The following is an 11,913-nucleotide window of genomic DNA, read 5'->3' on the forward strand; positions in this document are numbered from 1 at the left end:
GCTCACGGCCGAAGCCCAACGCCTGCATGGGTTACGCTACCGCTAACCCATCCTACAAATAATTGTGCCTCCCTACTTATCTGTGTTGGATAAACCATGACTATCGCTCAAAGCTTACCCCTAGTCGAGTCTCATGTCAACCCTGAGATAATCTTCCCAGAAGGCCAATTTTGGAGTGATGAACCCCCTTTGGAAAGTAACCTACATCTACAACAAATTATTTTATTAATTCAGTGTTTAGAATGGTGGTGGCGCGAGCGAGAAGATTATTTTGCCACCGGCAATTTAACCATCTATTACAGTCCTAACCAGAAAAAGTCAGAATTCTGCCGTGGTCCTGATTTTTTCGTCGTTTTGGGGACAAATCCCAATCCTAACCGCAGAAGTTGGGTAGTTTGGCAAGAAGAGGGCAAATATCCCAATTTAATTATCGAAATTCTCTCCGATAGTACCGCCAAAGTTGACCGAGAGGAGAAAAAACAAATTTATCAAGATATATTTCGCACTCCCGATTATTTTTGGTTTGACCCAGAAAGCTTAGAATTTCAGGGATTTACCCTAATTAGCGGTCAATATCAACCGATTGCCCCCAATTCTCAGGGATGGCTCTGGAGTCAACAATTAGGCTTATATTTGGGTTTATCCGCCAATAAATTGCGCTATTTTACCCCCGAAGGGGAATTAGTACCCACTCCCGCAGAAGCGGCACAACAGGCAGAAAACCAAGTTGAACAGGAAAGGCAGAAATCCGCAAAATTAGCGGCTAAACTGCGGGAATTGGGCATAAATCCCGATGAAAATCTCTAATCTTTTTCTGTCAACCCTTGCACTTAATTAGATAACCACATCGTTGCTCACCTTGATTGATCCAGTGAGTCCGTTCGATCGTACAATCGGGCAGCAGCAGCGCAAACATTTCTAATTCATGGCCACAGATACTGGGATAGGAACCAGCCACCTCAGCAATAGCGCAATGATGCTCGGCCAGGACATAACTATTTTCTGCTTCCAGTGCCACTAATTCTGCCATATAACCCTCCTCTTGGCGAATTTCCAGCAATTTTCTCATTCTTTCCCCTAAAGACCCCTTCCCGAGGCGCAATTGATATTCTGCCGCTTTGCGTTGCCACTGTTTTTTGAGAATTTCCCCCACCTGTTGCTCTCCCACCGTCTCCACGAGAGTATTGAGGAAAGAAACGGCGAAATTATCGTAATTATGGGGAAAACGGCCACGACCTTGACGACTGAGACGATAAATGTGCTGGGGCCGTCCTATCTTATTTTGTACGGCAAAATATTCGATCAGTCCTTCCTCCTCCAAATCCTTAAGATGGCGGCGCGTCGCTTGCGGACTAATACTTAACTCCTCAGCCAAGTCTTGGGCGGTAGATTGACCGTTTTTGAGCAAATATTGCAGAATATCGTCTTTCGTCGAGGCGGGTTGAGTCGTGGTCATGATACCAAAAACAGAGGCTTTAGCGTACAATTGCTGAGAGTCAAGAAGCGGCCAATTACCCCTACAGAGTAACCTGAATAACAGAGGTTTACCAGCATCCTCTGAAATTTTCCGTGACTTTGACAACAGCTTTGTTGTTAATCTATTATATAATCAATTTAAACAACTTTATTGTTGTTTAACTGCCTCCCCTGCCTACCGCGTAGAGAGAACACTAACCCCCATGAGTGCAACCACCGTTAAAAATCTCGTTAACCAACCCTACAAGTACGGTTTCATCACCGATATTGAATCGGAAACCATCCCCCGCGGTTTAAATGAGGAGATTATTCGCCTAATTTCAGCGAAAAAGAAGGAACCGGAATTCATGCTCGATTTTCGTCTCCGGGCCTACCATCAATGGCAAAAGATGACCGAACCCAGTTGGCCGCACGTTTCCTATCCTGCCATTGATTATCAAAATATTATCTACTACTCTGCACCCAAACAGAAAAAAGAAAAACTCAACAGTCTTGAAGAAGTTGACCCCACTTTAATCGAAACCTTTGAAAAATTAGGCATTCCCCTTTCGGAACAAAAACGCCTGTCTAACGTGGCCGTCGATGCTATCTTTGACAGCGTTTCTATCGCCACAACTTTTAAAGAAAAACTAGCAGAACAGGGGGTTATTTTCTGTTCTATTTCGGAAGCTTTACAGGAACATCCCGACTTAGTACAAAAATATCTCGGCAGTGTCGTTCCCGTGGGTGATAATTATTTTGCCGCTCTTAATTCTGCCGTTTTTAGCGATGGTTCCTTTGTTTTTATCCCCAAAGGTGTCGCCTGTCCGATGGAATTGTCCACCTATTTTCGGATTAATAACGGTGAGACGGGACAATTTGAAAGAACTTTAATTGTCGCTGAGGAAGGGGCATCGGTAAGTTATTTAGAAGGTTGCACCGCTCCGATGTACGATAGTAATCAACTTCATGCCGCCGTCGTGGAATTAGTCGCCCTCGATAATGCGGATATTAAATATTCGACGGTACAAAATTGGTACGCTGGCGATGCCAATGGTAAGGGAGGTATTTACAATTTCGTCACTAAACGGGGTCTGTGTAAAGGAGTTAATTCTAAGATTTCTTGGACGCAGGTGGAAACTGGTTCGGCAATTACTTGGAAGTATCCCAGTTGTGTCTTAGTCGGCGATAATTCCGTCGGGGAATTCTACTCAATTGCCCTAACTAATAACAAACAACAGGCCGATACAGGTACGAAAATGATTCACATTGGCCGCAACACCAAGAGTACGATTATTTCTAAGGGAATTTCTGCGGGTAACTCCCAAAATAGTTATCGCGGGTTAGTGAAAATGGGACCGAAAGCCAAAGGAGCAAGAAATTACTCCCAGTGTGATTCTATGCTGATTGGAGATAATGCCGAAGCTAACACTTTTCCCTATATTCAGGTGGATAACAACAGTGCTAAAGTAGAACACGAAGCTTCTACTTCTAAAATCGGTGAAGACCAATTATTCTACTTCGCACAACGGGGTATTTCCGAAGAAGATGCTGTCTCTATGTTAGTCAGTGGTTTCTGTAAGGATGTCCTCAGTAAATTACCGATGGAATTCGCCGCCGAAGCTGATAAACTCCTCAGTCTCAAGCTAGAAGGAACCGTCGGATAATCAGTAAAGTAGGGTGGGTTAGGCGATAGCCGTAACCCACCAAAAGCTAAGTTAGGCGATAGCCGTAACCCACCAAAAGCTAAGACAATTTATCCATCAATTGATGATTCGCCGTCAACCACCAAAACTAATATTTTTGTTCTAGAAAAACATCTCATGAGTGAAGTAATTTTATCGGTAAAAAATCTAACCGCTAGTATTGATGGAAACCAGATTCTTAAAGGAGTTAACCTCGAAATTAAAGCAGGTGAAACCCACGCAATTATGGGGCGCAATGGCTCAGGAAAAAGCACCTTTTCAAAAGTAATCGCTGGACATCCCGATTATGAAGTAACTGGGGGAGAAATAATTTATAAAGGCGAAAACCTTTTAGACAAAGAACCCGATGAACGAGCGCTTATGGGTATCTTTCTCGCATTCCAATATCCCCTAGAAATCCCCGGCGTTAGTAACCTCGATTTTCTTCGCGTTGCCTACAATGCTCGACAAAAATATCTAGGCTCGGAAGAATTAGATAGTTTTGACTTTGAGGAATTAGTCGAGAAAAAACTAGAAGTTGTCCAGATGAATCCTAGCTTTCTTGGCAGAAGTTTAAACGAAGGTTTCTCCGGTGGTGAGAAAAAACGTAATGAAATCCTACAAATGGCTTTATTAGAACCTACTTTAGGAATTCTCGATGAAATTGACTCCGGTTTAGACATCGATGCTTTGCGAATTGTTGCCCAGGGAGTCAATCAATTAGCTACTCCCGATAACGCTTTTTTACTTATCACTCACTATCAGCGTCTGCTCAACTACATTGAACCCGATGTTATTCATGTTATGTACGATGGGCGCATTGTCACCAGTGGCGGTAAAGAATTAGCCCTCGAATTAGAAAGAACTGGCTACGATTTCCTCGACGAACAATTATTAGCCGTTAAGTAATCTAGCTATCAGTTATCAGTTATCAGTTATCAGTTATCAGTTATCAGGAGATGGCTTTTATTTATTCTTCCTACACCCCACACCCTACACCCCACACCCTACACCCCACACCCTACACCCCACACCCCACACCCCACACCCCAACCCTCCAACCCCCTCTTACCAATGACAGCCATAATCACGAAACCTGAACAATCAGGAGAATTATTGTTAAAATTGTCGCGAGAAACGGTTCCCACTATCGATAACGGTAAAATTCTCGAATTAAGAGAATCGGGAGCCAGTAAAGCTCAAGAATTAGCCATCCCGGGCAGAAAAGACGAAGAATGGCAATTCACCGATTTAAGTCAACTCTGGGCGATCGATTTTCGCGTCCCCCAAACCGTTACAATCGATAAAAATGCCCTAGCTGTTTTTTTACTGCCCGAAGCCAAAAACAGCCGTATAGTCTTCGTTAACGGCATTTATCAGCCTGAATTGTCCGATATCTCCGCTTTACCCCCCGGTGTCAGCGTCAGCAATCTCGCCAATGCACAAAAAGATGTTCTTGTCAACTATCTAGGCAAAGAAAAAACACCCGAATTTTTTACCGCACTCAACCAAGCTGGCTTAAGCGATGTAGCAGTAATTCACGTCACCGCTAACACCGTCGTCACAACCCCGATACATCTCTTATTTATCACCGTTGTGGAGGAAATTCCCCGCTTTTATCAGCCCCATAGCCTAATCGTGGCGGAAACGGGAGCCAGTGTCAATATTATTGAGAACTACGGGGCTTTAGCCGAATATTGCTCCGATTTACCTGTAAATTACTCTTATTTCACCAACGCTGTCACGGAAATTTACCTCGAAGCCAACGCCGAGGTCATCCATACCAGAGTACAACGGGAATCGGGAGATGGTTTTCACATCGGACGCACGATAATTGAACAAGGGCGCGATAGCCGTTACACTCTCAACGAGATAAATCTAGGAGCTAAACTCTGCCGTCATAACCTCGATATCCTGCAAAAAGGAGAACAAACCGAGACAAATCTGCACGGATTAGCCATGATTACTGGACAACAAACCACCGATACCCACAGCGCCATCTATCTCAACCATCCCCACGGCATCACCAAGCAACTGCATAAATGTATCGTTGATGGTAGCGCTCACGCTATCTTTAATGGTAAAGTGTTTGTTCCCAAACCCGCCCAATTAACCAACGCCTCCCAGTTAAATCGGAATTTGTTAATTTCTAACAAGGCACGAGTCAACACCAAACCCGAATTACAAATTACCGCCGATAACGTCAAATGTTCCCACGGGGCAACCGTTAGCCAACTGGAAGCCGATGATTTATTCTATCTGCAAAGCCGAGGCTTAAGCGCCGACACCGCCCGCAGTTTGTTAATTGATGCTTTCTCGGCCGAGATTTTAGCTAAAATTCCTCTAGAATCCCTCCGCCAAAGATTGGGGCAATGCGTCGCCTGTCGCAGTGTGGAATAACTCTACCGGGGTGGGTGTCAACCTGCCCAAAGTACCCCTCTGACTCCTGACTAAAATGACAATTATCCAAGAAAAAACCCTCGCCCAAAAAGTCCGCGCCGATTTCCCTATCCTCCATCAAACCGTACACGATAAACCCCTTATCTATCTCGATAGTGCCGCCACTTCCCAAAAACCCATTCAAGTATTAGAAACCCTGCGAAACTATTACGAAAAAGATAACGCTAATGTGCATCGGGGGGCGCATACTTTAAGTGTCCGGGCAACGGAAGCCTACGAAGGAGCCAGAGATAAGGTCGCTAGGTTTATTAATGCCGCTTCTCGTCAGGAAATTGTCTATACTCGCAACGCCACGGAAGCGATTAATTTAGTCGCCTACAGTTGGGCATTAAATACCCTGAAAGCAGGGGATGAAATTATTCTCTCGGTGATGGAACACCACAGTAATTTAATCCCCTGGCAAATTGTCTGCCAAAAGACGGGGGCGGTGATTAAATATGTGCCATTAACCAGCGACGAAAGCTTTGATTTAGAACAATATAAATCTTTGTTATCTGACAAAACTAAATTAGTTGCTGTCCTTCATGTTTCTAATACATTAGGCTGTATTAATCCCGTTGCCGAAATAGTCAGCCTTGCCCATCAAGTCGGGGCGAAAGTATTAATTGATGCCTGTCAAAGTGTCCCCCATTTAGCCATTGATGTGCAGTCCATGGATTGTGATTGGTTGGTGGCTAGTGGTCATAAAATGTGCGCCCCCACCGGTATTGGATTTTTGTACGGCAAAGAGGCTATTTTAGAGGCAATGCCGCCCTTTTTTGGTGGTGGCGAAATGATTGCGGAAGTCTATTTAGACCATTTTACCTGTGCCGAACTGCCCCACAAATTTGAAGCTGGAACCCCCGCTATCGGCGAAGCGATTGCTCTCGGTGCTGCGGTAGAATATTTAAGGGGTTTAGGGATGGATAATATTCATGCCTACGAAGAAGAATTAACCGCCCATTTGTTCAAAAAATTAGGAGAAATTGAGGGTTTAAGAATTTACGGGCCGCCACCTAGTTTAACAGGCCAAGGTCGGGCTAGTTTAGCCGCCTTTAATGTGGAAGGGATTCATGCTAGTGATTTAGCCACTTTATTAGACCACGAAGGAATCGCTATTCGCTCCGGTCATCACTGTACCCAACCTCTACACCGCTTTTTTGATGCTTCCGGCAGCGCGCGGGCAAGTCTATATTTTTATAATACCCGCGAAGAAATTGATAGCTTTATTGTCGCTTTACAGGAAACTATCGATTTCTTTGCCAATTGTTTTTCTTAGGGGGATTTCTAGCCCTTTTCCTGTTCTTAAAGAGTGAAGGAAGTTACTTATTATTATCAAGGAATTTGTCCCGAAACGGGCGAGTTATTGCGCTTGCCCCGCACTCTTTTGGCTGAAAAAATTGCCCGAGATTTGATGACAACTATCACCAATCCTCAAGGTAAAATGTATGGAATTTTGTTAGGAGAAAATGCCGCTGGCGAAATAGAAATTTTAAAAGCTTTTTCTGGACAGGGAGAAGCCGATGGCTGGGTTCCGTCTCTGGTGGGTAGAGAAAAAATTGTGCTGGAAGAAAAGCGAGTTTTGCAACTTTTAGAAATAATTAAACAGGAAATTATTGACCTACAATCAATTCCCGAACTTAATTTATATCGACTCAATCAAGCAAATTTTGAGTGCAAAATACAAGCTTTACAACAACAACATCACAACCAGAAACAGGAACGCAATAGATTAAGAAATTTAGGAAATTTAAAACCAGAAGAATTAGAAAATTTAAATAATATCAGTCGTCAGGAAAAAAGAGCAAGAAAGCAATTAAAACAGGAACAAAAACAAGTTTTAAAACCCTTAATTGAGAAAATAAACTTCGCCAATCAGAGAATTATTGAACTTAAGCAACAGCGGAGGAACCTCTCCAAACAGTTACAGGAATTGCTGTATCAATCCTACTGTTTAAATAACTTTTCTGGACAATCTCTCTCCTTGGCTAAATTGATGGGCAGTAATTTGTTACCAACAGGAACAGGAGAATGTTGCGCCCCAAAATTATTAAATTATGCCGCTATGAAAGGATTAAAACCTGTCGCCATGGCCGAATTTTGGTGGGGAGAATCGAATCGAGATAGAAAACAGGGAGAATTTTATGGTGCTTGTCAAGAAAGATGTCAACCTCTCATGGGTTTTTTACTCTCTGGTTTACGTTTATCTCTAGAAATTATCTACGAAGACGAGGGAATAATTGCTATTAATAAACCCGCGGGATTATTATCGGTAGCAGGACGTTATCAAGATAGTCAAGATGCTGTGGTCAATCGTTTTCGTCGTCAGGGAAAAAATCTCATTCCCGTTCATCGTTTAGACCGAGAAACTTCGGGATTATTATTACTAGCTAAAAGTTTAGATATTTATCGTTGTTTATCCCAACAATTTCAACGGCGAGAAGTGGAGAAAATCTACGAAGCTATATTATCAGAAATTATTGAGCGAGAATCAGGCATAATTGACCTACCTCTCTGGGGAAATCCGCAAAATCGACCCTATCAAACTGTGGATTGGCAAAGGGGGAAAGCTAGTCAAACCTATTTTAAAGTTGTCGGTAAAGAAGGCAATTATTCTCGGCTAGAATTTATTCCCTACACGGGAAGAACCCATCAAATTCGTGTTCATAGTCAACAGGGATTAGGGATAGGAATTTTAGGCGATCTTTTGTATAATGGTAAGCAGTCTGACCGTTTATACCTACACGCTAAACAATTATCTTTTCGTCATCCTCAGACCGAAACTAAAATTGATCTAATCATTCCCACCCCCTTTTGAGAGCTATAATTGCTAACAGCCAAAAACTAGCTATAATAACCCGATTTAAGTAGGGTTTGCGGCAAAAAGTTTGTTGGTGGGGGTAGGAGTCAGGAGTCAGGAGTCAGTGGCCGGTCGTTTCAGGCTTTGTTGCCCTTGTTTTTTGTACCAAGCGATGTACCACAAGAAGGATAATGCAAGGTTTTTGAACGTCCCAATCCTATTTTCTTGCACTAACATCGGACTTTAACAGGTCAAAAGCCTTATTTTAAAAGGGTTTTACCATTATTCAGCAACCCCTACCTATGCGGCTAATTATAGTTTAGATGGGGAAGGAGACAAGTTTATTGGGGTTACTAATAGGTTAGAAATGGCGCAAGTTTGGACTAAAAAAAAGTGCGACAAGTCGATGCTATAGCCCTAACTAGGACTGCGCTAAAGCGCAACTACAAACCTATCAGAAGCCTAATGTTTTCAAAATTATCGGTAAGGCTTTTTGACAGGCTTGGGCAAGTTTGCTGGCAGGTTCCAAAGCTTTAGCAATTGTTTCGAGAAAATTAACTGCTCGTTGGGCTTTCTTTTGCAGTCCGGCATCATCAGGATTTTGACTAGCTTGGGCAATCTTTTTCACTTGATTGGCGGCTTCGGCTTTTTCTTCTTCATCTAAATGGCTGTCAATTTCAATCGCCTGGGTTAGTTCTTGCAGTAAAGCTTTAAGTTGGGCATTTTCTGGGGAAGCATCGGCCGCAATTTGGTTAATGGTATTGGTTACATCGCCGATGATTTCGCCGAAATTGACGGCGGAATTATTAATATCGCGGATGGTAATATTTGGGGAACTGTCGTTACTGTGGCTCATGGCTTTTGCCTCTACATGGATGGGACGGTTGGCGAGGGTTTTGGTAATTTCCATCATATCAACACTTTGTTGGCGATAGATGGCAATTTCTGTCTCTTTGGCGGTGAGTTGTGCCTTATATTGGGCTTCAATGGCTGCGAGTTGTAGTTGATAATTTTGGTTAAATTCTTGGTGAATTTTCTCTTTATCAGTGTCGGGCGGTACATGGACTTTTACCACTATCACGCCATCTCCTTTATTGGCAATGCTCTGCACCTGAAGCGGCGTATCTTCATTCTGCACTTGTACTTCTTTTAAGGCGGCAATGAAAGCTTTCCAATCCACCCCATTGCGGAAAATCAGGTCAACAGTGTCGAACATTTCGGCAAATAATTTGGTAAATTCACCGGGTTGAAATTCGCCACTGCTGGGGCGGCGCTCTTTCTGCCCATTAAGCAAGTAAATATACTGGCAGTCCACCTCATCCAGTTGGGTGGTGGCATCAATATTCCAATTTTCCACGCAAGCACCCGTCAGAGTAGCATGGCGCAAATCGGCATTGACGGCGTTGACTTCGGTGAGGTTTGCCCCCGCAAGGTTGGCTTATTGCAAGCTGGCTTCACTGATATCGGCGAGGCGCAAGTTGGCAGTTTGCAGGTTTGCCCCCTCCAGATATGCCCCCCGTAAATTGGCTTGGGCAAAGTCTTTTCCGCTTCCGGTGCGGGAATCAATCAGAAATTCTCTAATTTGGGGATTGGCTAATAAGGTATTGCCGGGGCGGGCTAATTCCAATTTAATTGCTTGTTTAAAAATTGTTTTATTCAAGATTGCCTGATTAAAATTGGTACTTTTTAAGGTGGCTCCTGTAAAATCTGTTGCGGTTAAATTGGCTTGAAAAAAGGATGTGCCACCAATAGCAGCAAAGGCTATCACAATTTTACGCAACCAAGGATCGCGGTGTTCTTGTTTAAGGGTCAACCAACCGAGCCAACAGTAAAATAGCGTCAAGGCTACGCCGAAGGCTATGACTGGGGCTATTGGGGCTGGGGCTACGCCGAAGGCTATGACTGGGGCTACGGAGAAGGCTATGGCTATGGCTACGACTACGGAGAAGGCTTCGGTTGCGGCTTCGGCTATGGCTAGGGCAAAGGCTACGGTTAAAACTCCGACGAAGACTCCGACTCCGGCTAAGCCTACGGCTACAATTCCGACTTTGACTCCGACGAAGACTCCGACTGAGGCGAAGGCTCCTGCTCCGGCGAAGGCTCCTGCTACGGTCAAAATATTTTTGCGCCAAGCGATGTGGAAAGTGGAGATGAGAAAGATTAAGCTAGACCAACCAATCAATTGAGTTTCTCGATTGGTTGGAGCAAAAATTAAGCTCACCATATAACCGACGAAGGCGGAAAAAAAACTCGAAACCACAGTTAACACCAAAGCCAACCCCAACAAAATCACCAGCCACCGCTTCGGCAATCCCGCCTTCGCCCAGGTAAACTTCACCCCCGTCAAATTCGCCCGACTAAAATTTGCCCCGCGTATATCACAACCACTGAAATCCGCCCCCGCTAAGTCCGCACCGCGAAAGTTACCACCCCGCAAGGATTCCCCCCGGAAATCCCGTCGCCCGTTTTTGTACTGTTCAATAACTGCCGCTGCCTTCATCGCCTACGAAATTGCCATACTATGCCCTCAATCTTACTACAAGTCAGAAAGCGGGTTTCTTGAGAGAATCCGATTGACACTCCCACCCCAGCGCTTCGGGATTCTTGGTTCAACGAGTCCACGTTCAAAAACCTGGCATTTTTATGGGCAATCGCCTCAGTTTCCACACCTCACGTTCTAGAATATATCTGAATTTCCCCCATAGATATCTACTACAATAGCCGAAAAACCCTATCTATCAATGGATACACCCATTAACCTTTCTTAATCTACTAAGTAATTTTCTATGGAGAGTTAAATTATGTCGTCAACTGCCTACGAAACTGATTATAATCAATGGCTAAAAGAGACGGTAAAACAGTTACAAGAGCGCAATTTTGAGCAGGTGGATTGGGATAATTTAATTGAAGAAATCGAGAGTATAAGGAAAAGTGATAGACGAGCTTTAATGAGTCTGTTAACCCGTCTTATCGAACAGCTTTTAAAGCTGGCTTATTGGCAAGAAGAAAAAAAACGGTCAGGTAATCATTGGGCGGCAGCAATAGTCAATTTTTGCGCCCAAATTCAGCATGGTTTAGAAGATAGTCCCAGCTTACGGCCAGAATTAGCGGCTATGTATGATAAAGTTTATCCAGTGGCGATTAAATCAGTTTCTCAGCTTTTTTCCCTCAATTCAGACGCTCATATATCCCTCGAACAAATATTAGATGATAATTGGTTTCCCCCGGCTGAAAAATAGTTCTTAATTAGGAGTAATACTAAATCCGTTGAGTATAGGCTAGTTATGAAAGACAAAGATATAAATTTGCTTGCGGACTTTGCCGACCATAGCCAGTTGAAGTATAGGTAATGATTCGGTAGTAGTGGCGTAGCTCTCTTGCTTACCTGGTATGAATTGTGTAAAATATTTATGAATAAAAATAATTGGAACCCGCTCAGTCTTTAAACCTCTAGCTTGCTCATGACTTTTCTGATAAATATCTTTTTCTGGCTCCTGTCTGGCTTACTCAAATATCAGTCTAGCACCGAACAAA

At 43.5% G+C, this 11,913-nt stretch carries 9 protein-coding genes and 1 pseudogene; 8 read left to right on the forward strand and 2 right to left on the reverse strand.

Annotated features, from left to right (window positions below; genetic code table 11):
* The first annotated feature begins 96 nt into the window (after positions 1 to 96).
* Complete coding sequence (locus O9290_RS09980) at positions 97 to 807, forward strand: Uma2 family endonuclease (RefSeq protein WP_288087015.1); 711 nt, start codon at positions 97 to 99, stop codon at positions 805 to 807.
* A gap of 10 nt (positions 808 to 817) precedes the next feature.
* Here the strand turns inward: O9290_RS09980 and sufR are convergent, their stop codons facing one another.
* Complete coding sequence (sufR, locus tag O9290_RS09985; protein ID WP_002758414.1) at positions 818 to 1,456, reverse strand: iron-sulfur cluster biosynthesis transcriptional regulator SufR; 639 nt, start codon at positions 1,454 to 1,456, stop codon at positions 818 to 820.
* 223 nt (positions 1,457 to 1,679) lie between these two features.
* On the opposite strand from sufR, the gene sufB reads away from it, so the two are divergent.
* From sufB to O9290_RS10015, 6 genes are all read left to right on the forward strand, one after another.
* Entirely contained in the window at positions 1,680 to 3,122 is a 1,443-nt protein-coding gene (gene sufB, locus O9290_RS09990; protein WP_002758413.1) for a Fe-S cluster assembly protein SufB, read from the forward strand.
* Positions 3,123 to 3,278: 156 nt separating this feature from the next.
* The gene (sufC, locus tag O9290_RS09995) at positions 3,279 to 4,049 is read left to right on the forward strand and encodes a Fe-S cluster assembly ATPase SufC (RefSeq protein ID WP_002756123.1); all 771 of its coding nucleotides are present in this window, start codon (positions 3,279 to 3,281) and stop codon (positions 4,047 to 4,049) included.
* Positions 4,050 to 4,099: 50 nt separating this feature from the next.
* Positions 4,100 to 4,240: a hypothetical protein gene (locus O9290_RS10000; RefSeq protein WP_002758410.1), complete on the forward strand. Its 141-nt coding sequence runs from the start codon at positions 4,100 to 4,102 to the stop codon at positions 4,238 to 4,240.
* The gene (sufD, locus tag O9290_RS10005; RefSeq protein WP_288057266.1) at positions 4,215 to 5,540 is read left to right on the forward strand and encodes a Fe-S cluster assembly protein SufD; all 1,326 of its coding nucleotides are present in this window, start codon (positions 4,215 to 4,217) and stop codon (positions 5,538 to 5,540) included. The genes O9290_RS10000 and sufD overlap by 26 nt, the downstream gene beginning before the upstream one ends.
* 55 nt (positions 5,541 to 5,595) lie before the next feature.
* Positions 5,596 to 6,858, forward strand: coding sequence for a SufS family cysteine desulfurase (locus O9290_RS10010; RefSeq protein ID WP_288057269.1), 1,263 nt, complete (start codon positions 5,596 to 5,598; stop codon positions 6,856 to 6,858).
* 33 nt (positions 6,859 to 6,891) lie between these two features.
* Positions 6,892 to 8,397, forward strand: coding sequence for an RluA family pseudouridine synthase (locus tag O9290_RS10015; protein ID WP_288057271.1), 1,506 nt, complete (start codon positions 6,892 to 6,894; stop codon positions 8,395 to 8,397).
* 436 nt (positions 8,398 to 8,833) lie between these two features.
* Here the strand turns inward: O9290_RS10015 and O9290_RS28470 are convergent.
* Positions 8,834 to 10,879, reverse strand: a pseudogene (locus tag O9290_RS28470) (pentapeptide repeat-containing protein).
* Between the two features lie 301 nt (positions 10,880 to 11,180).
* On the opposite strand from O9290_RS28470, the gene O9290_RS10030 reads away from it, so the two are divergent.
* Positions 11,181 to 11,618: a DUF29 domain-containing protein gene (locus tag O9290_RS10030; protein ID WP_288059747.1), complete on the forward strand. Its 438-nt coding sequence runs from the start codon at positions 11,181 to 11,183 to the stop codon at positions 11,616 to 11,618.
* Positions 11,619 to 11,913 lie beyond the last annotated feature (295 nt).

The organism is Microcystis sp. LE19-41.2A, from assembly GCF_027530405.1.
Classification (GTDB): Bacteria; Cyanobacteriota; Cyanobacteriia; order Cyanobacteriales; family Microcystaceae; genus Microcystis; species Microcystis aeruginosa.